Annotated in this window: 26 protein-coding genes; all 26 read right to left on the bottom strand. The window is 40.5% G+C overall.

All coding sequences use genetic code 11. The features are described 5' to 3' along the window. Positions 1-54: 54 nt before the first annotated feature. Positions 55-1,053 (bottom strand): hypothetical protein, encoded by a 999-nt coding sequence (locus GCU39_RS05560; RefSeq protein ID WP_193726778.1) that lies wholly within the window; start codon positions 1,051-1,053, stop codon positions 55-57. 534 nt (positions 1,054-1,587) lie between these two features. Further along, positions 1,588-2,199 carry a pentapeptide repeat-containing protein gene (locus GCU39_RS05555; RefSeq protein ID WP_152392598.1) on the bottom strand — a complete coding sequence of 204 codons (612 nt, stop codon included), beginning with the start codon at positions 2,197-2,199 and terminating at the stop codon, positions 1,588-1,590. Between the two features lie 11 nt (positions 2,200-2,210). Then, positions 2,211-3,305 carry a hypothetical protein gene (locus GCU39_RS05550; RefSeq protein WP_152392597.1) on the bottom strand — a complete coding sequence of 365 codons (1,095 nt, stop codon included), beginning with the start codon at positions 3,303-3,305 and terminating at the stop codon, positions 2,211-2,213. 465 nt (positions 3,306-3,770) lie between these two features. Continuing rightward, the gene (locus tag GCU39_RS05545) at positions 3,771-4,073 is read right to left on the bottom strand and encodes a hypothetical protein (protein WP_152392596.1); all 303 of its coding nucleotides are present in this window, start codon (positions 4,071-4,073) and stop codon (positions 3,771-3,773) included. Between the two features lie 20 nt (positions 4,074-4,093). Then, positions 4,094-5,101, bottom strand: coding sequence for an EndoU domain-containing protein (locus GCU39_RS31770; protein WP_227793450.1), 1,008 nt, complete (start codon positions 5,099-5,101; stop codon positions 4,094-4,096). After that, positions 5,083-5,211 (bottom strand): hypothetical protein, encoded by a 129-nt coding sequence (locus GCU39_RS32215; RefSeq protein ID WP_265333471.1) that lies wholly within the window; start codon positions 5,209-5,211, stop codon positions 5,083-5,085. Before GCU39_RS32215 ends, GCU39_RS31770 begins: the two co-directional genes overlap by 19 nt. A 37-nt stretch (positions 5,212-5,248) precedes the next feature. After that, a complete protein-coding gene (locus GCU39_RS05535; RefSeq protein ID WP_152392595.1) occupies positions 5,249-5,479 on the bottom strand; it encodes a hypothetical protein in 231 nt (76 codons plus the stop codon). Positions 5,480-5,926: 447 nt separating this feature from the next. Next, on the bottom strand, positions 5,927-6,412 hold the full coding sequence (locus GCU39_RS05530) for a hypothetical protein (protein ID WP_152392594.1): 486 nt from the start codon (positions 6,410-6,412) through the stop codon (positions 5,927-5,929). Further along, positions 6,412-7,596: a hypothetical protein gene (locus GCU39_RS05525; protein WP_152392593.1), complete on the bottom strand. Its 1,185-nt coding sequence runs from the start codon at positions 7,594-7,596 to the stop codon at positions 6,412-6,414. Before GCU39_RS05525 ends, GCU39_RS05530 begins: the two co-directional genes overlap by 1 nt. A 19-nt stretch (positions 7,597-7,615) precedes the next feature. Beyond that, positions 7,616-8,398 carry a hypothetical protein gene (locus GCU39_RS05520; protein ID WP_152392592.1) on the bottom strand — a complete coding sequence of 261 codons (783 nt, stop codon included), beginning with the start codon at positions 8,396-8,398 and terminating at the stop codon, positions 7,616-7,618. Positions 8,399-8,693: 295 nt separating this feature from the next. Beyond that, on the bottom strand, positions 8,694-8,969 hold the full coding sequence (locus tag GCU39_RS32450) for an Imm3 family immunity protein (protein WP_152392591.1): 276 nt from the start codon (positions 8,967-8,969) through the stop codon (positions 8,694-8,696). Between the two features lie 100 nt (positions 8,970-9,069). Next, a complete protein-coding gene (cdiI, locus tag GCU39_RS05510) occupies positions 9,070-9,477 on the bottom strand; it encodes a ribonuclease toxin immunity protein CdiI (protein WP_152392590.1) in 408 nt (135 codons plus the stop codon). A gap of 4 nt (positions 9,478-9,481) precedes the next feature. After that, positions 9,482-10,321, bottom strand: a complete 840-nt coding sequence (locus tag GCU39_RS05505; protein WP_152392589.1) for a CdiA family toxin C-terminal domain-containing protein — start codon at positions 10,319-10,321, stop codon at positions 9,482-9,484. Then, the gene (locus GCU39_RS05500) at positions 10,263-11,084 is read right to left on the bottom strand and encodes a hypothetical protein (protein ID WP_152392588.1); all 822 of its coding nucleotides are present in this window, start codon (positions 11,082-11,084) and stop codon (positions 10,263-10,265) included. Before GCU39_RS05500 ends, GCU39_RS05505 begins: the two co-directional genes overlap by 59 nt. Before the next feature lie 557 nt (positions 11,085-11,641). Further along, entirely contained in the window at positions 11,642-12,127 is a 486-nt protein-coding gene (locus tag GCU39_RS05495; RefSeq protein ID WP_152392587.1) for a hypothetical protein, read from the bottom strand. Continuing rightward, a complete protein-coding gene (locus GCU39_RS05490; RefSeq protein ID WP_152392586.1) occupies positions 12,124-14,352 on the bottom strand; it encodes a hypothetical protein in 2,229 nt (742 codons plus the stop codon). The genes GCU39_RS05495 and GCU39_RS05490 overlap by 4 nt, the downstream gene beginning before the upstream one ends. Positions 14,353-14,439: 87 nt before the next feature. Then, positions 14,440-15,327 (bottom strand): hypothetical protein, encoded by an 888-nt coding sequence (locus GCU39_RS05485; RefSeq protein WP_193726777.1) that lies wholly within the window; start codon positions 15,325-15,327, stop codon positions 14,440-14,442. A 79-nt stretch (positions 15,328-15,406) separates the two neighbouring features. Next, complete coding sequence (locus GCU39_RS05480) at positions 15,407-15,952, bottom strand: hypothetical protein (RefSeq protein WP_152392584.1); 546 nt, start codon at positions 15,950-15,952, stop codon at positions 15,407-15,409. A 17-nt stretch (positions 15,953-15,969) separates the two neighbouring features. Then, positions 15,970-16,335 carry a hypothetical protein gene (locus GCU39_RS05475; RefSeq protein WP_152392583.1) on the bottom strand — a complete coding sequence of 122 codons (366 nt, stop codon included), beginning with the start codon at positions 16,333-16,335 and terminating at the stop codon, positions 15,970-15,972. A 20-nt stretch (positions 16,336-16,355) separates the two neighbouring features. Then, a complete protein-coding gene (locus tag GCU39_RS05470) occupies positions 16,356-16,868 on the bottom strand; it encodes a hypothetical protein (protein ID WP_152392582.1) in 513 nt (170 codons plus the stop codon). A gap of 29 nt (positions 16,869-16,897) precedes the next feature. Further along, positions 16,898-17,386: a hypothetical protein gene (locus GCU39_RS05465; protein WP_152392581.1), complete on the bottom strand. Its 489-nt coding sequence runs from the start codon at positions 17,384-17,386 to the stop codon at positions 16,898-16,900. 13 nt (positions 17,387-17,399) lie between these two features. Continuing rightward, positions 17,400-19,481, bottom strand: a complete 2,082-nt coding sequence (locus tag GCU39_RS05460; RefSeq protein WP_152392580.1) for a hypothetical protein — start codon at positions 19,479-19,481, stop codon at positions 17,400-17,402. Then, the gene (locus GCU39_RS05455) at positions 19,478-21,364 is read right to left on the bottom strand and encodes an ATPase, T2SS/T4P/T4SS family (RefSeq protein WP_227793449.1); all 1,887 of its coding nucleotides are present in this window, start codon (positions 21,362-21,364) and stop codon (positions 19,478-19,480) included. The genes GCU39_RS05460 and GCU39_RS05455 overlap by 4 nt, the downstream gene beginning before the upstream one ends. Next, positions 21,321-22,148 (bottom strand): hypothetical protein, encoded by an 828-nt coding sequence (locus GCU39_RS05450; RefSeq protein WP_152392579.1) that lies wholly within the window; start codon positions 22,146-22,148, stop codon positions 21,321-21,323. Before GCU39_RS05450 ends, GCU39_RS05455 begins: the two co-directional genes overlap by 44 nt. Before the next feature lie 2 nt (positions 22,149-22,150). Then, complete coding sequence (locus GCU39_RS05445) at positions 22,151-22,729, bottom strand: hypothetical protein (protein WP_152392578.1); 579 nt, start codon at positions 22,727-22,729, stop codon at positions 22,151-22,153. Positions 22,730-22,731: 2 nt separating this feature from the next. Beyond that, positions 22,732-23,865: a hypothetical protein gene (locus tag GCU39_RS05440; RefSeq protein ID WP_193726776.1), complete on the bottom strand. Its 1,134-nt coding sequence runs from the start codon at positions 23,863-23,865 to the stop codon at positions 22,732-22,734. Positions 23,866-23,966: the final 101 nt, after the last annotated feature.

The raw sequence follows: 23,966 nt of genomic DNA, 5'->3' as shown, positions 1-23,966 counted from the left end.
TCTTGTTGTGAAGCTCCTCTTAGGTGAGATAGATGACGTCTCAATCTACTAAATTTATGGTGCACATTCTTGTACAAAATATCCTTTGAGAACTGCTTCTTCCGAATCATATAAATTTTCTATCACTGTCGCACCTGCTGCAGGAACACATTGCTTAGGATATGCATGATTTTCGCCATTCGCCATGATTACGCCAACGAGTTGTTTCCTCTGGATAACTGCACTTCCACCAAAAGAATATGTAGTCAAGCGTTCACCACCTGGTAGCGGATACCCTTGAATAAACGCCATAAATCCAACATCTTGAATCGATTGCTCATTCAACCCGCGAGGAATCGTGAGCTGAATATTTAACCCTAATCGTTTTGCTAATTCTAAATGACGGTTAATCGCTCCGCCAAGGTCCTGTTCAACAAGCGAGACGATTGTGTTTTGCCTCATTTCACGAAACGTTGGTAAATCATCTAAGGGTGCAGTATTGGTGATAGCTTGTATATCCGAAAAAGAATCCTGGAGAAAACGGTTGTTATATCGATCATAAATCGTCACTTGATCATCGAGTGTGAAATATAATATATTCCCATTCGACAGCGTATAGTTATACGCACGAATAGGCCAAAACACAGGTGTTAACTCCGTTTGCCCACCGTTATTCAACCGATCTTCCAATGTAACAAGCTCGTAGCCGTTATAATGGAATAAGACCATTGCTGGAATATGTACCTTTAAGTTTTGAATTGCAGCTGAATTGCTCTCAATTCCGAACTTCAGCGCTAGATTATCATAAAACACATTCAAAATATCCATATCGAATGCGAGTTGCTTCTCTCGCTGATAGCGAATCCCAGAAGTCACTTGTTGCGCTTCGAATCGAGCGAGATAAGCGCCCGTGTCATCAACAGCAGCTTGAAAAGCATTGGCGTACTCCTTCTGTGTCTGCGCGTGTCGTTCATTTATATCCTGCCTCGCATCTTGGCTCATCCCTAACCCTAGGGCAATAATCAAAAATAACAAAATAATACTAAGGGGCTTCACTTCGAACCATACCCCCATATCGTTCTATGATTGGTATATTCGTGCCATGGAAAAGGAGTGACCGCATTCTTTCAGCCAATGTAGTCCCTCTAGACTCAATACGGACATTAAACAGATCGCCTGCATGCATGTTGTATCTTCTTGTTGGATCATCATCTGGAACGTTCGTGTTCGGGATAACACCTGAAGAATCTCTTGCGTAAAGAATCCATCGTATCGAACCGTAAAAGTATTCTGCTCGTGAAGTATCTACAAAAAACTTTGGCGCATATTCAACTAATTCACTTCTTTGAGCAACCGTTAATTCCAATTCTTTTCATAACCCTTCAGAAGAAATCTGTCGAATATCACCTGTCCCCTCAAGTACCTCATCAATCACACTCCCCTAGTAAAGATTTTTATCTCGCACCAGGTTTTTGGTTTTTCATCTGCACTATATCCACCAGCGAGCATCCCTACTAGCCAGTGCTCTTTAAAGGGAATTAAAACATAAACAGGCCAATCCTGGTGACAATAAACCATAATTGACCTGTTTATGTTATATTTTTGTTCTTACAGTGAGGTACTAGTATTTTTCAACCACCTAGCAGCTTCTTCATCTTCAAGTATTATTGGATTTTCTGAAGTTCCAATATTAATGCTTTTAATCAATGCATCTTCTATCCCTGTTATTCCTGATAGTTCTGCACCTTTTAGTAAAGTACCCTTAAAAGAGGCAGAGCTAATATTTGCATTTGTGAGAATTGCATTTCTAAAATCTGTTAGATATAATGAACAGGCCATTAAGTTTGCATTCGCTAAGTTAGCTTTACTAAACAGAGTTTCAGAACAATCAGCTTTAGCAAGTCTAGCATTTTCAAGATTGGCATCTGAGAAATCTGCATATGATAAATCAGCTCGATAAAAATCAGTATTCAACAAATTTGTAGTTTTAAATGACGAAGAACATAATACTGAAGAATGAAAATCTTTCCCCTGTAAGTACATTCCATCAAATATACATTCTGTAATATATGCCTGGTCGAGCATATATTTTGTTAAATCCATGTCTCTTAAGTCAATCTCATCTATTCCTAATTTTCCTCCTTGTTTACCGATAGTTTCAACCCATAGTCGATGAGATTCTAATTTATCAATAATACTTTGACTATTGTACGTTGTCATCGAAATCCTCCTCAATCTGGATACCAAATAATACGATCTGAAATTCCAGCCTCTTCGATTGCTTTTTTCAATTGAGCTACATGGTCAGAGATTAGCTCTCTTGTATCAATTACTACATTATGACCACGATCAAACTCCGTATATATTTTATTCATAGATTTCTCAACCGTAAATGCCCCTTTTTTGGGTGAAGTATGACCATTAGGATAAGATTCAAAACTTTTTACATCCCATTTTGTACCTGTTGTTGTATCAATAAATTCGGCGCCCTTATCTTTTTGTGGGTCACGTATTATACGTCCTAGCTTTCCTTGACTTTCCAAATCTAATCCTACTTTTCTTTCTTTTATCCCCTGCTCTTCAATTCTTCCTGCATGTGATGGATCACCAGCTAAATCATCCAATTCTTTTTGATTTCTTCCGCCAGTATAACCCGTCCCCTCAATCCCCGATTTCCCCGGATCACCCTTCCCATCTATCTTAGACACATTCGGTCCATCATGTAAGGATGATGGTTTCGATGCCCGGAAGTCGATCTTCTTCGTATTCGGCACCATCATCATGACACCCTCGGGGGTCATCGCCAGCCGATATGGCAGCATATTCGAAAAAGATTCTTGAAGCCGGGACACGGAGGTTGGATAATCGATCTTCTTCATCTTTTTCGCGATCGATGTCATCGCTTCCGTCACTTTTTCTACCTTACCGATCTTCGTTACGGATACTTCAGGCACGAGCATTGATGCTACCGCGCCAATCATCTCCGCCCTTTGCTCCGGGGTAGCTGTTTCAAAATCAGTATACATTTTTTTCGCTGCTTCGACGAGTACTTCAGGGTTATCTGCTAGATAACTTACGGTGTCAACGACTTCCTTCGTTGTCTTCGCTGGATCTACGACAAAATTAAAAGCAAATTCCAGTGTGCCAACAATCCCATTCACAGTCTCTGTAATTAGACCTTCCGCAAACCCTCTCAGTACACCATCGACCATTTCCACATTTTTACGCCATTCGGTTCTTCCATAGGTATCATCCAGCCACGTTAAGTATTCAAGCAACGGGTTCATCATCTTATCGTTTTGTACATGCTCTTGAAAATACTTCAACGTCGTCTCATTATTTTTGACGTAATGGGTGTTCCTTTTTCACTTGGGAGAATCCCTTAATAGTTGCATCATAAAGTTGCCACATCGATTCCATGTGTCCCGTTTCCTTTGTCTTGAGCGGTCGCTGTTGCTGCTGACTCCCCCACACATCTTGCTTCACATCACCTTTCATGAGCGCTCTCGCATCCGATATCGTTTGATGCTCTGCGGCTTGGATCTTACTGTGTGAAATCAATCCTGCCTGCTTAAACTTCCTGTTCGCGTCTTGCCATTCGTCTCATCCTCCTTTGATTCTGAGCATGCAAAAAAGCTCATTCCTACTCATGGTTCAAGTGGGAAAGAGCTTTGGGAAGTTTAAACAAGTGTTTGAATCATTTATTGTTGGTTTGTTGGTTGAGATGTAGTGATCTTGTTGTTGGAGTTGTAAAGCAAGTTTACACTAAATTTTTGACGAGCACCTTTACTTTATTCGATATAACTCTCAGCAATCTGAATATGTCTTTTCAATTCCAAGTCAGGATACCTACTATCTAGTAAATATAATAATTCGATATACTTCTTACTCTGTAAATTGTACGCCACATCTTCAAATACCTCACTTAAAAAACTAAGTTCTGTCTTTGTACAATTCTTCAAAAAATTTAATGTTAAATCTTCATTCTCACTCAGCGCATCGGTCAATTCCATCCACTTTTGTTCTATTCTCGGGTCATTCTCATCTAGTAGTGCTCTTGCACCTAATATTGCTCTTACTTTTTCATCGAACATTCTCTTATACCTCCAAATAATTAGGGTTGCATCGAATTATCAGGGAAAACAGTTCCTATTTCACCATTTGTCTTAATAACTCCTACCCGAACTCCATTATAATTGCCGAACACACCAACACCATCAGCTATTTCTTGATTCTGGGGAAGGTTTGCAACATACTCCCCTGCCCTCCTAATATCTTCCTTATTCCAATTAGAAGGAAACCATGCTTGTCCTGTACCTGTCCTTTTTCCTTTAGACTTATGTTCAGGTACATTACCTATCCGAACCCCATTAGGAAATGTTGTTTCAATATTGTACTCAATTCCATTTTGTTCAAGAAAATCTATATTATCTTGTCCATGCCCCCCTCCGCTCATCTTTTGTATTGCACCAGTTCGAGGATTCTTTGTAAAATCACCAATATTTGCGTGATCTAAAGCCTCTTCACTATTGTTAAAAATCTTTATGAAAGGAGGAACATCACCCGTCCCCCCAAACTCCGGCCTTCCCGCATCACTCTTCCCATCTATCTTAGACACATTCGGTCCATCATGTAAGGATGACGGTTTCGATGCCCCAAAGTCGATCTTCTTCGTATTCGGCACCATCATCATGACACCCTCGGGGGTCATCGCCAGCCGATATGGCGACATATTCGAAAAAGACTCTTGAAGCCGGGACACGGAGGTTGGATAATCGATCTTCTTCATCTTTTTCGCGATCGATGTCATCGCTTCCGTCACTTTCTCTACCTTACCAACCTTCGTTACGGATACTCCAGGCACGAGCATTGATGCTACCGCGCCAATCATCTCCGCTTTTTTCTCCGGTGAAGCTGATTCAAAATCAGTATACATTTTTTTCGCCGCTTCGACGAGTACTTCGGGGTTAGCTGCAAGATAACTTACGGTGTCTACGACTTCTTTCGTTGTCTTCTCTGGATCTACGACAAATTTATATGCAAATTCCAGTGTGCCAACACCCCCGTTCACAGTCTCTGTAATTAGACCTTCCGCAAACCCTCTCAGTACACCATCGACCATTTACTCCATTCCGTCTTGCCATACGTATCATCCAGCCACGTTAAGTATTCAAGCAACGGGTTCATCATCGTATCGTTTTGAATATTCTCTTGGAAATACTTGAAAGTCATCTCATTATTTTTGTTATCTGGGGTAAAGGGTATTGCCTTATACCACTTGGGAGAATCCCTTAATAGCTGCATCATAAAGTTGCCACATCGATTCCATGTGTCCCGTTGCTTTGTCTTGAGCGGTCGATGTTGCTGCTGACTCCCCCACATATCTTGCCTCCACATCACCTTTCATGAGCGCTCTCGCATCCGACATCGTTTGCTGCTCTGCGGCTCGGATCTTACTGTATGTAATCAAATCCTGCCTGCTTAAACTTCCTGTTCGCATCTTACTATTCGTCTCATACTGCTTTGATTCTGAGCATGCAAAAAAAGCTCATTCCAACTCATGGTTCAAGTGGGAAAGAGCTTTTGGAAGTTTATCAAGTGTATTTGTCAAGTTTTTAAGTAATTGCATCATATAGCTGTCATTCTACCAGTTGTTTTTAGTTTGATAACTCCTGATAAATATGTGGGAATCGTAGTAAATTAATTATCTTGTTTGATAGATAGTTAGATATAACGGAATAGCGTTATTTAGGTTATAAATTTACAACGTTTGATGTGCATACAAAGGAAACGGAATCTTTATACGGGTATTACATGGGTTAGATGTGTCGCTGGTTGAAAGTAGCGTGCATTCGGCACTGGGTAGCCATCCAAAAAAAGCCTTGAGAGTAACCTCAAGGCCCTTAATAGTAAAGATCTTATTTTGGCAAATCATCAGCCACCACAACTAATCTCGAGCTATTTCTCTTGGATCTTTGTAGCACCAATCACTCTTGTACAGCATGTTAGTAATATTATCTAGATCCTCTAGAGTATAAAACCATTCTTCCTCAACCCATATTTTTGCTGTCGGATAGATCTTAAGTATAGCATGGGAAAATCGTAATAATAGATCTTCATTATCATCAAAATCGTCAGATACTACTGCTTTAAAATATTCATTATTCGTATCATCCCATTTAAAACTAACTAATTGATATTCATACGGTTCATCATATACGCTAAAGCAAAGAGGTCTTGAATAATTCTCCCTAAATGGTATGTCACTAATATATACTCGAGTGTATTTTAGTGTCCCGTCACTATCGTAAGTTTCTTCATCTTTATCAAAAAAAAGATTCTCCTCTATACATATTTTATTAATATCCCTCAATAAATCATTTACTGGAGTACTTTCTCCACGTTTAAATAATAAAAAGGATGACATTCCCATTACTTCAATACTCCTCCTAACTCTTCGAGCGAATTTACAACTGTTACACCCTTACTATTAAGTTCTTGAATCATTTTAGTTGTTTGTGGATTTAAGGTATCAATAATCTCATCAACATATAGTACAATCTCTCTGCCCTCATAATTAAAGAATTGAGAGTTACTTGGATTAACATACTTATCGATTTGATCCATTTTAACAGCAGACATTGACTTCTTAATCTCTATAATTTGATTTTGTGTCATGACATCAATATCTCCTGCTGGTTTACCAGTAAAAATATTATCTAGTTTTAAGCCGAACCCTGTTATTTCCACCTTTTGTTGAACATAATTTCCAACTTTACCCTCAATGGCTTTACCAACATTGCTACTACTCATTGCACTTTCAATTGCATTTGGAATATTCTTAGGGTTTTGTTCAACCCATTTTATTTTACTACCGTATGAATTTTCAAATTCAACTTCTAAGCCTTTATTCGTTTTCGTTATAACTGGATCATTGAATTTACCCGTCCCCTCAATCCCCGATTTCCCCGGTTCACCCTTCCCATCTATCTTAGACACATTCGGTCCATCATGTAAGGATGGTGGTTTCGATGCCCCGAAGTCGATCTTCTTCGTATTCGGCACCATCATCATGACACCCTCGGGGGTCATCGCCAGCCGATATGGCGACATATTCGAAAAAGACTCTTGAAGCCGGGACACGGAGGTTGGATAATCGATCTTCTTCACCTTTTTCGCGATCGATGTCATCGCTTCCGTCACTTTTTCTACCTTACCAATCTTCGTTACGGATACTCCAGGCACGAGCATGGATGCTACCGCGCCAATCATCTCCGCCCTTTTCTCCGGGGTGGCTGTTTCAAAATCAGTATACATTTTTTTCGCCGCTTCGACGAGTACTTCGGGGTTATCTGCTAGATAACTTACGGTGTCAACGACTTCCTTCGTTGTCTTCGCTGGATCTACGACAAAATTAAAAGCAAATTCCAGTGTGCCAACGACCCCGTTCACTGTCTCAGTTATTAGACCTACCGTAAACCCTCTCAGTACACCATCGACCATTTCCACTTTTTTTCGCCATTCGGTTTTGCCATAGGTGTCATCTAACCACATTATGTATTCAAGAGGCGCATTCACCATCTTATCGTTTTGTATATGCTCTTGAAAATACTTCAACGTCATCTCATTATTTTTGTTATCTGGTGTAATGGATGTACCGTCCGGCAGCTTCGTAGGGCGGAAGATTCGCTTCAATCTGTTTCTGGGCTTCCGCTACAATATCTGTTCTTCGAATCTCTTCTACGATATCATCATAGTTCACGAACGCCCATTTCCTGTATTCTTGGTCCGCCATGCTAAGTCGAATCATGGTGAGAAGCCGATCATCCGTAGGCATTACCGAATGGTCATTCTTCAGCGGATTGTACTGACATGCAGATAACGGTGCTCCCTTATATTCGGATCTCAAGTTCACATCCGTATCATAATATGAACGATTCATCCCAAGCCCCGACAGCATTCCCCTTGCCTTCTCCGCCGCAGCATGCGCCCCTTCCATATAGGCGGTCTGTCCAAACTGCTTATATACCTCATAAGCTGCTTGGCATCGTCCTACCTCGATTAGCGCTTTGCTGATCTGTTCTAATTTCTGCTGGGCTTCGATCTGCTCTTGCATCGAACCTTGTTGCATCATCTGTAGCAAAGCTGCAACCTCAGCATCCCCTTTATATTTCTGCATGCGATCGATTAAGGTCGCTCTCTGGATTTGTAGCGTTAGACCTCTGAAAAATCCAAATAATATCGTTGGAATCGGCGCTGCTCGATACCAGGAGGAAGAATCCTTTAAGTATTGGATTGCGTAGTTCCCCCATCGATCCCATGAAGCCCGTTGACCAGCAGTTAGTGGCCGTTGTTGCAGGATGACCCCTTTCGCATTTTGTTTGACATCCCCCTTCATGAGCGCTCTCGCATCTGCCATCGTTTGCTGCTCTGCTTACTCATCTAACATAGAACTACCTGCCTTTTTTCGACCCATTACTGCTTCTTGACTCCAACTTTCGATGCCCTATAAGTAATATATGGCCATAAATTTTTAAGTTTTCTGCTTCCTAGGCTGGTTGATGTCTCTTCAACTTTTCTGTCACTACTTGTTCACGCTTTGCCATTCGTTTCATCCTCCTCTAATTTTGAGCATGCAAAAAAAGCTCATTTCTACTTATGGTTCAAGTGGGAAAGAGCTTTTGAAAGTTTATATAAACGAAGAAATTTTTAAACTATTCTGCTGTGGGGTTATAATCAACCTCGGCATTTTTAAGCCCTTCTATTACTGCATTTATTCTTCTCTCTAGATCCTTGATTTCTTCTTGCGATAATTCAGCTTCTGCATCTAAAGGGTTAAACATGCTTAACCTCTTTATTATACCCTCAATGCGTCCAACAAAAGTTTTATCGGTACTGGGTGCAGGGTTTTGAACAGCCGCCGCTTGTATGATTGGATTGTTTGGATAATAAAGCGGATAAAAAACCACAACACGACGTTTAGCTCGCATTGTGGCGTTGTTGGTTGTGTCATTCTAAATATACATCGTTCACAAAATAAAATGGTGTATGAATTTTGAAGTTTAGTTAATACTTCCTTAAATCGTATATTTACTTATCCTGAACTATTTCATATTTTTCTTTAATTTGATTAAAAATTCTTTTTATTTCTTCTGTTTCTGTTTTATTTTTATCCATATAAATTTCACACGCTACTTGTAGATAATCACATAACTCGTCATATGAAACAATATCATGCCAGTTATCGTCTATTCCATAATAAAACAGAACCTTATTTTCCCCAAAATAACCTTCATCCCCAATTTCAAATTCATCTGAATAAACCACTCCGATAGTATCTCTTCTTAGTACATTTTCATTTAAAAAACCAGTCAGAATTTTCATAAAATCAAAATCTAAAACAAATCTAGCTAAAACAGTAATTATAAAATCTTTATTTAACCCTTTCATTTTAAAACTATCGACTATTAGTTGATAATTTTCCTTGGAATTATCCATCACTCTACTCACTCCATTTCAATACAGGCCAGAAGTTCTCAATTTCACCTGTCTCTACATTTTTTATACCTTCATATTTCAATCCATTAGTAGCAGTGCCTTGAATTAGTTCTTTACCCTGTGATTCTAATTGTCTTACTTGACTCTTACTAATTCCATTTTCCATAGCCTCGTTACCAAATTTAACAATATCATCGTTCGATAAAATATTTGGATCATATATTGTTTTTTTGAAAGGGTCTTTATTTTCTTTCGGAATATACTTATATTGACCTGTACCTTCCCCTTTATAATTCTTTATTTCAACCTTCATTCTGTATTCCAAGTCATATATTCCATTAATATCAGGATGCGGTAATTTATTTACTTCTTCTAATGCATACTTTCCATTTTCCCCAAAATATTTTTTGAATTCATCATAGTTATGTCCACCACTAACACCTTTCCAATCTGATACGCTCTTTATCTCTCCAGTTAAATGTTCAATATAATAACCTTCTTTATATTTAAGATCTCCCGTCCCCTCAATCCCCGATTTCCCCGGTTCACCCTTCCCATCTATCTTAGACACATTCGGTCCATCATGTAAGGATGATGGTTTCGATGCCCGGAAGTCGATCTTCTTCGTATTCGGCACCATCATCATGACACCCTCGGGGGTCATCGCCAGCCGATATGGCAGCATATTCGAAAAAGATTCTTGAAGCCGGGACACGGAGGTTGGATAATCGATCTTCTTCATCTTTTTCGCGATCGATGTCATCGCTTCCGTCACTTTTTCTACCTTACCAATCTTCGTTACGGATACTCCAGGCACGAGCATGGATGCTACCGCGCCGATCATCTCTTTTTTTCTCCGGTGAAGCTGATTCAAAATCAGTATACATTTTTTTCGCCGCTTCGACGAGTACTTCGGGGTTAGATGCAAGATAGCTTACGGTGTCAACGATTTCTTTCGTTGTCTTCCCTGGATCTACGACAAAATTAAAAGCAAATTCCAGTGTGCCAACGACCCCGTTCACTGTCTCTGTAATTAGACCTTCCGCAAACCCTCTCAGTACACCATCGACCATTTCCACATTTTTACGCCATTCGGTTTTGCCATAGGTGTCATCCAGCCACGTTAAGTATTCAAGCAACGGGTTCATCATCTTATCGTTTTGTATATGCTCTTGGAAATACTTGAACGTTGTCTCATTCTCTTTGTTGTCAGGTGTAATCAGCGTCCCATCAGGCAGCTTCGTTGGTGGGAGATTCGCTTCAATCTGTTTCTGGGTTTCCGCAAGAATATCTGCCCTTCGAATCTCTTCTACGATATCATCATAGTTCACGAATGCCCATTTCCTGTATTCTTGGTCCGCCATGCTAAGGCGAATCATGGTGAGAAGTCGATCATCTGACGGCATCACCGAATGATCATTCTTCAGCGGATTATACTGACATGCAGATAACGGTGCCCCCGTATATTCGGATCTCAAGTTCACATCCGTATCATAATATGAACGATTCATCCCAAGCCCCGACAGCATGGACCTTGCCTTCTCCGCCGCTTGCTGCATCATCTGTAGTAAGGCGGCAACCTCGGCAAGTCCCTGATACTTCTGCAATCTATACGGCGAAGTATCTCCAGTCTGGGCGGTCCGTTCTTCTGATCTGCCAGATGGTTATGATAATCCGCCTGTTCCAGTAGCTTGCTTATCTCTATTGCTACTTTTGGGTCGGTACTACTAGAATTTCTTAACTCCTCTATCTGATGCCGTAACTCTTGAACCTTCTGACAGTAACCTCTCACTTACTCTACGATTGGCTCGTACTGTGATTGTGCCTGTGCAATTAAACACACCTTTTCCTCTATTACCTTTACTTGTTTTTCCATGTCATTCAACTCCTTCGTTTATTTTCCGCACATAAAAAAGCTCATTCCTACTCATGAAGCAAGTTGGAAAGAGCTTTGAAAGTTTATCAAGAGTTAGGTTTGTTGGTTGTATTGTACGATCTTATTGTTGGAGTTGTAAATGGGCATACACAAAAATATTGACAGACCTAACTATTTTACCATAATTGAAAAAAGTCCACATTTTTTATTTGGTGTTCACCCTTTACACTTCCTCAGCCTAAACGATGATCATCAATCAAATGCTATTATTTAAGGATATGAGTTATTTTACACAATTTTTTTACTGCACCACTCAGAGTTATATGGCATTTGACTCAATTTTAATAAATCAGCAGCGGAATAATACCAATCAGCATCATCAAACCATAAATAATCCTCACTATTTTCCTTAAAGTATTCTACTACAAATCTAAATATAAATTCATACTCATGATTAATATTTTCAATATCTACTGCCCAGAAATATTTTTGGTCTTCAGTTAGCCAAGTGAAGCTATCGTACAAATCTTCTCTAGCTCTGTTTATATTAAACGTAAAGTATTTAAAATTCTCCTCATCTTCGATATGTGTAAACGTAATTTCGTCTACTTCTGATAATGTGCCTTCAGCTGAATAAAAATAACCATCTTTATCTAATTTAGTTGTAATATAAAAGCAATACATTTTAGCTCTTTCAGCTGCTTTTATAAAATGACTAATAGTTTGCTCAGGAGAGTAATTCTCCATATTTTTTAAAATGATAATTGAACTCACCTTATCAAAACCTCTCTTAATTCATCGAGTGAACTTATGATTTTTATCCCTTTATCCTCCAATAGTTTTACTAAGTCAGCCTGTGTCTTATTCTTAATTGTGGCATCTTCAATAAAGTATATGATTTCTCTATTATCATAATTAAAATACTTTTCATTTAATGGATTTGTGAGCTTATCAATTTGCTTTTCATCCAATGCACTTAAAGATTTCTTAACTTCAATAATATGAGCATCAGTTAATACATCTATATCACCCGCCTTTGTTTTGTTCTGCATTTTCAGTTCTACTCCTGTTCCTTGCAGTCTACCCATTTCCTTTACTGCTTGTGCTACTTCCCCTTCTAGTACATCACCAACTTTTGTACTCTTTAAATTTTTGTCGATAATAGCATCTATATCTTTAGGCCCTTGATTATTCCATGATATATCATTACCAAATTCATTCGTTGATATGGTTTTATTTCCTTCAGTTCTTATCTTTGCATTTCCCGTCCCCTCAATCCCGGATTTCCCCGGTTCACTCTTCCCATCTATCTTAGATACATTCGGTCCATCATGTAAGGATGATGGTTTCGATGCCCGGAAGTCGATCTTCTTCGTATTCGGCACCACCATCATGACACCCTCGGGGGTCATCGCCATCCGATAAGGCAGCATATTCGAAAAAGATTCTTGAAGCCGGGACACGGAGGTTGGATAATCGATCTTCTTCATCTTTTTCGCGATCGATGTCATCGCTTCCGTCACTTTTTCTACCTTACCAATCTTCGTTACGGATACTCCAGGCACGAGCATGGATGCTACCGCGCCGATCATCTCCGCTTTTTTCTCCGGTGAAGCTGATTCAAAATCAGTATACATTTTTTTCGCCGCTTCGACGAGTACTTCGGGGTTAGATGCAAGATAGCTTACGGTGTCAACGATTTCTTTCGTTGTCTTCCCTGGATCTACGACAAAATTAAAAGCAAATTCCAGTGTGCCAACGACCCCGTTCACTGTCTCTGTGATTAGACCTTCCGCAAACCCTCTCAGTACACCATCGACCATTTCCACATTTTTACGCCATTCCGTCTTGCCATACGTATCATCCAGCCACGTTAAGTATTCAAGCAACGGGTTCATCATCTTATCGTTTTGTATATGCTCTTGGAAATACTTGAACGTTGTCTCATTCTCTTTGTTGTCTGGTGTAATGGGTGTACCGTCCGGCAGCTTCGTTGGTGGGAGATTCGCTTCAAGCTGTTTCTGGATTTCCGCCATAATATCTGCCCTTCGAATCTCTTCTACGATATCATCATAGTTCACGAATGCCCATTTCCTGTATTCTTGGTCCGCCATGCTTAGGCGAATCATGGTGAGTAGCCTATCGTCGGTCGGCATCACAGAATGGTCATTCTTCAGCGGATTGTACTGACATGCCGATAACGGTGCTCCCGTATATTCGGATCTCAAGCTCACATCCGTATCATAATATGAACGATTCATCCCAAGCCCCGACAGCATGGCCCTTGCCTTCTCCGCCGCCGCATGCGCCCCTTCCATATAGGCGGTCTGTCCAAACTGCTTATATACCTCATAAGCTGCTTGGCATCGTCCTACCTCGATTAGCGCTTCGCTGATCTGTTCTAATTTCTGCTGGGCTTCGATCTGCTCTTGCATCGAACCTTGCTGCATCATTTGCAGTAAGGCTGCAACCTCAGCATCCCCTTTATACTTCTGCATCCGATCAATCAATGTCGTTCTCTGGATTTGCAGCGTTAAGCCTCGGAAAAATCCAAATAATATCGTTGGAATCGGCGCTGCTCGGTACCAGGAGGAAGAATCCTTTAAGTATTGGATTACATAGTTACTCCATCGATCCCATGAAGCCCGGTGACCAGCAGTAAGTGGCCGTTGTTGCAGGATAGACCCTTTCGCATTTTGTTTGACATCACCCTTCATGAGCGCTCTCGCATCTGCCATCGTTTGCTGCTCTGCAGCTTGGATCTTACTGATGGCGAGTCGGATGAAATCGCTCAATTGCTCCGCCTCATCCGTCAGACGATTGATTTGAGATTGGGCAAGTTGAGCTTGTCCAGATACGCGGGAATATAATTGACCGTCCATTTGGGCTAGAAAGCCACTTAATTGTGTCCGCATATAATTGGTATGATCGGCCACTTCCTGCAGATCCTTCCGCAGCTTCTGCATCCCATCGCCTTGAAACACCGATTTCTGAGCCAAAGTGTCTACTCCTTTCCTGCTCAGATGCCTCTCTATTGTTGTGAAGCTCCTCTTAGGTGAGATAGATGACATCTCAATCTACTAAATTTATGGTGCACATTCTTGTACAAAGTATCCTTTGAGAACTGCTTCTTCCGAATCATATAAATTTTCTATCACTGTCGCACCTGCTGCAGGAACACATTGCTTAGGATATGCATGATGTTCGCCATTCGCCATGATTACGCCAACGAGTTGTTTCCTCTGGATAACTGCACTTCCACCAAAAGAATATGTAGTCAAGCGTTCACCACCTGGTAGCGGATACCCTTGAATAAACGCCATAAATCCAACATCTTGAATCGATTGCTCATTCAACCCGCGAGGAATCGTGAGCTGAATATTTAACCCTAATCGTTTTGCTAATTCTAAATGACGGTTAATCGCTCCGCCAAGGTCCTGTTCAACAAGCGAGACGATTGTGTTTTGCCTCATTTCACGAAACGTTGGTAAATCATCTAAGGGTGCAGTATTGGTGATAGCTTGTATATCCGAAAAAGAATCCTGGAGAAAACGGTTGTTATATCGATCATAAATCGTCACTTGATCATCGAGTGTGAAATATAATATATTCCCATTCGACAGCGTATAGTTATACGCACGAATAGGCCAAAACACAGGTGTTAACTCCGTTTGCCCACCGTTATTCAACCGATCTTCCAATGTAACAAGCTCGTAGCCGTTATAATGGAATAAGACCATTGCTGGAATATGTACCTTTAAGTTTTGAATTGCAGCTGAATTGCTCTCAATTCCGAACTTCAGCGCTAGATTATCATAAAACACATTCAAAATATCCATATCGAATGCGAGTTGCTTCTCTCGCTGATAACGAATCCCAGAAGTCACTTGTTGGGCCTCAAATCGAGCGAGATAAGCCCCCGTGTCATCAACAGCAGCTTGAAAAGCATTGGCGTATTCCTTCTGTGTCTGCACGTGTCGTTCATTTATATCCTGCCTCGCATCTTGGCTCATCCCTAACCCTAGGGCAATAATCAAAAACAACAAAACAATACTAAGGGGCTTCACTTCGAACCATACCCCCATATCGTTCTATGATTGGTATATTCGTGCCACGGAAAAGGAGTGACCGCATTCTTCCAGCCAATGTAGTCCCTCTAGACTCAATACGGACATTAAACAGATCGCCTGCATGCATGTTGTATCTTCTTGTTGGATCATCATCTGGAACGTTCGTGTTCGGGAATAACACCTGAAGAATCTCTTGCGTAAAGAATCCATCGTATCGAACCGTAAAAGTATTCTGGAACGTTGAAAAATCTGTTGGGTCCGTATACGTTGGCTGAATAAGCTTCTGATATCGCTCCAGTGTAACCTCAAACACCCCGCCGGATGCATCTAAAGATCGAAGCAATTGATTATAATCTCGCACATCAACGTAACCTTTTCCCCGTGTCGTATCTACGAATGTGACAACAGCGGCCCTGGCCGCACTCCTAGTCGTTTCTTCATGCTTCTCAGCAGAACGCAGCGTCGGATAGACGACAAAAGCAATGGTCAATAGAAGAATGACAAAAGTTGCTTTCAGTGCATCAACCATTGTAGCCTCCCCCTTGCCTAATGTGATGCATAGATCGTTCGGATCGTGCCTAGTGCATCTCTCGTGATCGAAATCTTATAATCTAGCGTGGTTACACCACTGAGATTAATCGTTGAGATGTCTGTCATATGGGTGATATATAAGCCATCAATATACAAATCGAAATCACCCGCTAATGCATAAGGCACAAGTCCAACGACTTGAGCCCCAGATTGGATGGATAGATCTGCTGTGCCCACATAAGGGGCAGCATTAACCTCGTTAGCATTCGATTCTAGTGGCTTCACTCGTTCCGTTAGTTCAGTCGTTAAATAAGGAATTCCCGCCACCATGAACACAATCCACGCAATAAGTGTGAAAAAGAATTTTAGAAGATTGTTCATTTGTTTAACCCCAAAGCATACTATTGTCCTTTTTGTACAAATTCTACAAGACGGACTTCTCCGTTTTCGTCATGATAAATATTTGCTGAAAAAATACCAGTAGGGTTGACATAACTTTCTAATTTTGAAGGATCTGTCATAGCGGTAGTTGAAATTCCCGTATCCAGACCACTCTCGGCACCTTTAACTGCAAATGCTCCTGCATTGTTTGAATTTTTGGAATATAAACTATTCGTATAACTGCTCTTAGTATAATATCCAGTCTTATTGATACGAGTTCTTACAATCACCGAAAACTCCGGACGATCCTGATAACGCGTCGCTGCATCGATAACATCTTTACCAGTCACATTCTTATTATCATAAATCGCATACTCCGCTTGACTTAACATTTGCGATTGCGAAGTCGTCTGCTGCTGCGCTCTTGTAAAATACCCATTCGCGACGAGATACACGCTAATCCCTGCCGCAATAATCAAAAGTGTTACAATAATCCCAATTGCCCATTTCAGACCCGTCGATATATTTTCCATAACTATGAACCCTCCATATCATTTAAATGTTATTGTTGTCTAAAATAAATTCCTGTAATTCGGTCATTGCCATCTCTGAGCAGTGTTGAACGAAATCTTGCTTGCGGTGGAACATAATCCGTATCGGAAATCTCCATCATTTCCTTGGTTGTGGTATAACATCCGGTAATTCCGCTCGTATCGATCGTTCCACTGCTGTAATCAAACTTCGGGCATGTTGTCGCTGCATCACTCAGCCTCACGCCGAATTCACTCGTGTTCGTCTTCACATAGATATAGAAAACCTCTTTCATCGCATAACGACGAACAGCCGTAAGTACTTGTGAGCCACTTACAAGTTGATAGTCATAGGCTGAATACTCGTCATCGGCAATGGCCTGTGCCTGCTCTGCCGCTTGTCGATTGGCCATTTGCATCATAGGCTGCGTTTGATTCCAGATCATAATCCCCGCGCCTATGATGACTAACGTGAATAATAGTCCAATGACCCACTTCAAATAGGTTTGTAAATTTTCCATCAACGCAACTCCTCTACATCGTGTTCGTGACCACGTTTAATTCACCAAGCTGTACAAATGCTAAGTATCCGAATGGTACCAACAAATACATCACGAAGGTTGCCTGTAAAGGTAGAAAACCGATTAACTTCCCAAGAGTACTCTTTCGACTCACCATGATCTCGTAGTGAAGTTTCCTTTGGTCCATTGCAAAAACGCGTTCTTGCTCCATGTCATCAAAAGCATCTTTAATCGGAATGAGCTCGGCTGCGACCTGAAGACGGTCCACGATTCTTTCTAATGGAACAAAATTGCATTCGTCTTTCAGTCTTTCAAGCGCCTGCCATGCCCCCGCTTCATACTCCAGCAGACAACGTAATAGCTGGGATTCAAAAATATAACTATACCGATGCAGCCAATCAATCATCTCAAAGACGCTAATCCGTTCTATTTTGGATAACATCATCACAATCGAGTTATATCCATCGACTTCATTTTGCATTTCCCATCGACGCATTTGACGCCTAATCATTAGTAGTAAGTTCGGGATACGATAAGCACTTAAGGCAACGGCAAAAGCAATGAGCAATTCATACCAGCGATAATACTCTTGATTGTATTTTTGAAATTTGGCACCGATCTCTTCCGCTAGTTTCTCACGTTCAGCCTGTCGAGGCATGAAGCTTTGTTGCTCTAATTGTTCATTGATATAGGCAACCACCAGATCCTCTGGAAGCTCCTTCTTCCTTAATTCTTGTAATATATTAGCCTCAAAGTAGTACTTCTGCTCCGCGATATATACTTGTGAGCTAGGCTGATTGCCTCCCGTCACAATCTTAATGTTAGGGTACATCATATTGTGTTTGATCGTCGCATGAATATAGAATTGAACGACAATCACACTGGTGAATATGACGAGTGCGAACAACAGCTTTTGCAAATAAAATTGGCTTAAGGTTAGCTTGGAACTTGCCTCTCTAATCTGTCTCATCGTTCGAAAATGCGAAGATTCTCGTTCCGCAGGCACAAATCGTTCTACAATCTTATGGATCCATTTGATCCGCAGCAGTTGTCGAAGAAATTCTCCTTCTTCCTTTACTGTCTGTGAGTCTCCATCCATCCCTTTAATAACCCGTAATCCAAAGAAACAACCAATGTAAATAAGATATAATCCTATTAGCGTGTACAACCCAAAGGCTGAATTATAAAAATCGCTAACGATAGGAAATTGTGACTCTGCCCAATTCTTAATCGGTTCGAGCATGAATACAGGCGACAGAGCAATAAAGACAATACCGGCTAGCAGATTATCCAGACGATTCCGTCGCGTGATGTCCAAATGAATCTCTTCACGAATATTCCCAAGGGCTTGCAAATACAGCGACTTCTCACCTTCGTGAACATTTGTATCGCCATACTCGGCAATATTATGGCTGATCCCCGCCAAGAGCTTCAAATACCGATTAGGTGCGACATCGTAGTAGAGCCTTAATTCCTCGTTCGTATCAATCGCATTTAGAACACCATTGATCTTCCTTGCATGATTAGCCACTACAGTTTTGGAACGCTCGGCTGCCTGTTCGATACTTTTACCTACCATATAGGTCTGATGGTATTCATGACGAATATCTAGGCATAACTCAGATAGTCCATGCAGTAATTTTTTTTCTTCGCGCGCAATGAACATATCACTGAGAAAACTTCCGATATAGACAGCGACCAGAAATATAGATAGGCGCATGGACCATGAGTTCGTCCAGATAAAAGATACAATCGTTAGAACGACAATCGTACTACTGATAATCAAGGTAACACTCGCAGATTGACTGCGAACGATTCGTTCATCCCCAGCATGTAATATCAAGAAACGTTTACGTATTCTCGCTAGGATCGTCTTGACTACTGGGATTTTACGCATATATGGATACATCTTGGAAGCAAATATGAACCATTTCTGATTCTTCTTTTTCTTAGGCAGCATTGCGATATATTTTCGCTGCTCTTGATACTTAGAATCTCGTAATCGATAATTCACGAATACAAGAGTCCCTATGAGTAAACCTAATATTACGAATAACGAAATGACGACGAGTTTGAGTAGTTGGGAAGTAATCAAATGACATACCCCCAATTTTCTTCCAGGAACGAAATAAAATCATCCGCATCTGCATCATCCATCTTATTGAGCATCGCCATAATATTCCGATCTGTCGGACAATTCTTCGCAACGTACTTGTCTTGTTCCCATACGATAATATCTTGGTATGTATAAGTCTTACGATCGGTTTGACGATAGAAATACTCTCTTAATGTATCTGCTATGGCATCCAGTTTCTGATTTAAGTTATCCTGTTCTTTATAGTGCATCGGATAATCGTCATCATCTTCAAGTGGAATACATTCTGTAATTCGTTCAACGAACCGTTTCCCAGATGCTGTCATATCCAAATGAATGTTAAACCCTAGAACATCCACAACCTGTTTCTCTGCAGCCTTTTCATTCGAGAAAGCACCGTCCGCGATTAGACTATTTCTAAGTGCGCTGACTAGGTTCGGAAAGGTCTTGCCATGATGGGAGAAGAACGTATATTCGGAGGCAACCTGCGCAATTTGAACCATGAGGCTGGCAACAGGATGATCAGCTACTTCTCCTAGAATACTGACACTTCCATCTGTTTTCTTTTGGGTATCCAATCCTTTTTGTCCACTAATCGTCGGCGTCTCTCGGAAAGTTAAAATATTTCGATCAGGATACATTTTTCTAGCTCTAAGCTCGAAAGACATCTCTTGCACCCTAATGTTGTGTCTTCGATTAATAAATCCAATCAACGCCATCATCAATGTTGTTTTACCAGAACCTTGTCGACCCGTAACCGCTGTGATTCGTTCCCCTTTAATCAGAAACTTACTCATCATGATCGGTAAGAAGGCATTTTCGCCCTTAATCAAGTCTTCGATTTCGACGATACGCACATCAAATTTCCGTACGAAAAATGCCCAGCTTTCAGACATTTTGGGCCTGACGACAACAACCCGGCTTCCATCGGCCATATCATTAACCATAAATCCTTTTGCTTCATTCAATTGCCCTGGATTACCGAATGTATAAATATTTTGACATACACGTTTTAACTCCAGCTCGGAACCAAAACTTAGAAACTCAAGATGAATCGATTTCCCTCGATAGAAGATCCAGACCGCATCATAGGTTTTGGGTATTGAATAGGTTTGATCCAAATAATGAGCAGCATCCATAGATTGAGCAATATCTGTTGGTACTCCACTAGTTCCACCGTTTACGCCATCAATTTTTTGATCGCGAATCTCATCAATAACCCCCAGACCTTTGAAAGATTGGTAAACACGTTGAACGATAACATCCATCTTATCGTTGAAGGATAGATCAAATTGCTCTGCCTGATAAATCTGTCTAATCTCTTCCGAAGTAATCTTATACCCCTTGGAGCCCGTAGCGTATGGTTTTAATTCATCTAGATGATATTTCTGAATAAGTTGGTTCAGCGCATCTCGATCATGTTCTTTCATGTATTGCTGTAAAATAATATCGAAGCAATCTTGTGGAGTTAGACGCTCCGCTCGGTCAAACGGAATCACTTGGTTCACATTGAACTCATTAAATCCATAGTGATCCAAAACGGTGCGAATGAAAATTTTGACATACTTCTTTGTTGATAGATTACCATGCATGCAGCTTCGAAGCGCTTTGCGTAATTCATTTCGTCTTGCCTTTCGGCGATTATATTCTTCGGTGCTAGGATTACCCTCATAGAGTGAGGACTCCATAAAATTCTGAAGTGCATCACTGACATATTTTTGAATACTGTCGAAGTCGAATCTGGCTTCCTCTATTCGGTGAATCGCGCCTTTATTCCGTCGCATCCAGAAGTATAGAAATGTTATAATTCCAAGCACTACGATGACAATTAGGATGATCTCAATCATCATCATCCCCTTGCAGCGGCACCAGACCCAGACCATGCAATATTTGTTTTCCTACGTTCCTAACCGATTCTGTAAAATACACTTCTTCATCATGCTGAAGGAACTTCTTCTCACGCGATCTCGCACGAAGCAGAAAATCAATAATATGCTGCTCATTGTGTGCATCCATATAACGATAATTGTGAGGTATCGCCCCAATCTTTTTACGCGATACAGAATAGCGAGAAGCTATGCGTTGCGTGGTCATTTTCGAATTTCTTTCATAGGATCCCAGACAATAAATGACTGGCTTCTGATCTAATATGGATGGCCAATCTTGTCGACTGAAAAAGGTATCCAGTACCGAAGAGTTTTGGTTCAAATTAACCACCACTAAATCTGCTTGCTCCATGACATATTGTGAAATTTCATTTTTTGTTCCCGATGATACATCAATAAATGTGAGATTATAGAATCGGCGAGCAGATTCAATGATAAAAGGCAGTGTCCGTTTAAATGACTTCACATCAAGATTCGTCAATCCCGGAATAAGATCTAGTCGATCATGTACAATAGACTCCGCATTATCTTTAATACTCTCAGGTGTTAACATGCCACATTGAGCTAAATGCTCAATTCCATCCATTCCTGCAGCTACTTCGCGATAGATATCTACTTGACGTAATTTAGAATAGGCCATTTCCAGTGTAGAACGCTCAGCATGCGTATGTGTGATTAATATTCGCATCTGATAATCCAGTGCTAACATCGTAGATATAGCGATCATATTGCTTGTTGTACGCACTTGACCATGCACGGGTCCCCAAAAAGCAACCAACATCTTTATTTCCCTCTCTTCTTGGCAAAAGACCAAAGCTTCTTCAGGTCTTTACTTGGGATTTCAACAATCTCTGTCAAATAAAACTCCACTGCCTCTTTGAAATCCTTGTCAAGCTTCGTAAATCGAGTACTCCCCTCAAAAACCCAATCAATTCTTCTTATGCTATTGTCGTAATAACCAAAATAATCGACACGAATCGGTATATTCAGCTTGATATATTTCTCATTGATGTTACACTCGGATCCTATCATCATTAGCGCCAATGGTGTAATGATTCTTGAGAACTGCGTTGCGGCTTCAATGGAGCAACGCTCAAAGCTGGTAGCAAATACAATTTTCGTATTCTCTGTCACAACATCATCCGGAATGTCGCAATGTAGATCATAGATAACAATATCTTCAGTTCGTTCAATCGAGAAATCCATGTGAATAGGAATCCCCGAATCTTGAAAATATCGATAATGTCGCGAATGATCTGTCACGATCACAAGAGATTGATCTGGGTAATATGAATGAATTAAATTTGCAACAGTCAAGATAAAATCATGCTTTTCACAATCTCCCGCTACGATTAATCTCATGCTTACCTCCCTAAGAGACTGGAATTCTGATCCTCGGTATTTACTGAATTATCCGTGGTAGAATTGCTCGTTACTCCAGTATCGTCATTATCCGTGGAATGGATAGAACTAGAATCGATACTGGAAGTCGGTTCTTTCGTAGATGTTGAAGATCCTTCTGGTTGAATGACCTGTGGATTATTGTTATTGACCGTTCCTTCGACACCTGTAGCTGTTCCATTCGGATTTGATTGATTTGCAGGAACTGCTCCATCATTTCCTTTACGTTTGGATACTGCACTGCCAGACGGTGCATCCGCACCTACTCGAATACGATCCTTATCTTCGATCAACTTCAATCGGTCTTCTAGACCTTCACGTATTTTTAGACTTAACTTCCATTTTGCCTGATTTAGAATTTGTGGATTTGTTTTTAATACAGTAATGACATCTTTATTTGGCGTATAGGTTACAATCGGCTCAGGCTGCATTTCAGGCTCTATATATTTTTTCATATATAATTCAGCATTGTTAATGTAAGCATCGACAAGAGCAGACTGTAATAAAAGTGCTTCTTCTTCAACACTATTAAAAAATGCAAGCTGCTTCTCCTGATTGACTACGTCCAATTTCTTCTTCGATACGACGATGTAATCTTCGCCGTTCGGATAAACAATCCGTATATCTACCGTATCTTTATTCTTAAGTTCAAGAGGCAATTTAATGTATTCCACTTCTTCTCTGCGAAGGCTCGGATCAAGTGGGCCATTCGCATAAACCATTTCGTTCGTAATTGCTGTGTTTGTATCTGCGTTAATCTTAATCACTTTGCCTACGATGTTCTCTCTCGTATCAATTAGATCTATGGGTGTGAAATAATCAGGTAGTTTCAAGGAAACAATATCTTCTTCGTTAATAGTTTCTCCTGCTTTTTTCTTGTTCTTAAGAACAAATCCTTGGTGGCTCTTTACTTCATATAAAGCCAATTGTTGAGACTTTTCGGCGAGCTTGTTCTCATATAAAGTTCTCTCTTTAAGTAACTTCGCATTAAAAAAACGATAACTCATGAATCCTACCGAACTCGTCACAATTACAGCAGTGATCCCCACTAACAATAAATAAAACATAATTTTCTTATTTCTTCTCGATCGCAACATTCAGTCCCCTTCCTAGTATGTTTGTCACACATTAGTCTCTAATTAGATCGAAAGACACACATCCTTTTTCATTATTATTCGTGACGATTCAACAATTATAT

The sequence above is a fragment of the Paenibacillus guangzhouensis genome, from assembly GCF_009363075.1.
GTDB classification, from domain to species: domain Bacteria; phylum Bacillota; class Bacilli; order Paenibacillales; family Paenibacillaceae; genus Paenibacillus_K; species Paenibacillus_K guangzhouensis.
The sequence above is the reverse complement of the archived record's forward strand: the minus strand, read 5'-3'. Positions and strand labels throughout refer to the sequence as shown.

Coding starts and splice junctions, on each gene's coding strand:
- GCU39_RS05545 (WP_152392596.1), bottom strand. CDS start 4,073: ATGTTCGATGAAAAAGTAAGAGCAATATTAGGTGCAAGAGCACTACTA.
- GCU39_RS05445 (WP_152392578.1), bottom strand. CDS start 22,729: ATGAGATTAATCGTAGCGGGAGATTGTGAAAAGCATGATTTTATCTTG.
- GCU39_RS05450 (WP_152392579.1), bottom strand. CDS start 22,148: ATGTTGGTTGCTTTTTGGGGACCCGTGCATGGTCAAGTGCGTACAACA.
- GCU39_RS05520 (WP_152392592.1), bottom strand. CDS start 8,398: ATGGCAGATGCGAGAGCGCTCATGAAGGGGGATGTCAAACAAAATGCG.
- GCU39_RS05440 (WP_193726776.1), bottom strand. CDS start 23,865: ATGTTGCGATCGAGAAGAAATAAGAAAATTATGTTTTATTTATTGTTA.
- GCU39_RS05535 (WP_152392595.1), bottom strand. CDS start 5,479: ATGCGAACAGGAAGTTTAAGCAGGCAGGATTTGATTACATACAGTAAG.
- GCU39_RS05505 (WP_152392589.1), bottom strand. CDS start 10,321: ATGATCGGCGCGGTAGCATCCATGCTCGTGCCTGGAGTATCCGTAACG.
- GCU39_RS32450 (WP_152392591.1), bottom strand. CDS start 8,969: ATGCGAGCTAAACGTCGTGTTGTGGTTTTTTATCCGCTTTATTATCCA.
- GCU39_RS05480 (WP_152392584.1), bottom strand. CDS start 15,952: ATGGTTGATGCACTGAAAGCAACTTTTGTCATTCTTCTATTGACCATT.
- GCU39_RS05455 (WP_227793449.1), bottom strand. CDS start 21,364: ATGGTCTGGGTCTGGTGCCGCTGCAAGGGGATGATGATGATTGAGATC.
- GCU39_RS05530 (WP_152392594.1), bottom strand. CDS start 6,412: ATGGGAATGTCATCCTTTTTATTATTTAAACGTGGAGAAAGTACTCCA.
- GCU39_RS05470 (WP_152392582.1), bottom strand. CDS start 16,868: ATGGAAAATATATCGACGGGTCTGAAATGGGCAATTGGGATTATTGTA.
- GCU39_RS05560 (WP_193726778.1), bottom strand. CDS start 1,053: ATGGGGGTATGGTTCGAAGTGAAGCCCCTTAGTATTATTTTGTTATTT.
- GCU39_RS05465 (WP_152392581.1), bottom strand. CDS start 17,386: ATGGAAAATTTACAAACCTATTTGAAGTGGGTCATTGGACTATTATTC.
- GCU39_RS32215 (WP_265333471.1), bottom strand. CDS start 5,211: ATGACTTTCAAGTATTTCCAAGAGAATATTCAAAACGATACGATGATG.
- GCU39_RS31770 (WP_227793450.1), bottom strand. CDS start 5,101: ATGGTCGATGGTGTACTGAGAGGGTTTGCGGAAGGTCTAATTACAGAG.
- cdiI (WP_152392590.1), bottom strand. CDS start 9,477: ATGGATAATTCCAAGGAAAATTATCAACTAATAGTCGATAGTTTTAAA.
- GCU39_RS05475 (WP_152392583.1), bottom strand. CDS start 16,335: ATGAACAATCTTCTAAAATTCTTTTTCACACTTATTGCGTGGATTGTG.
- GCU39_RS05555 (WP_152392598.1), bottom strand. CDS start 2,199: ATGACAACGTACAATAGTCAAAGTATTATTGATAAATTAGAATCTCAT.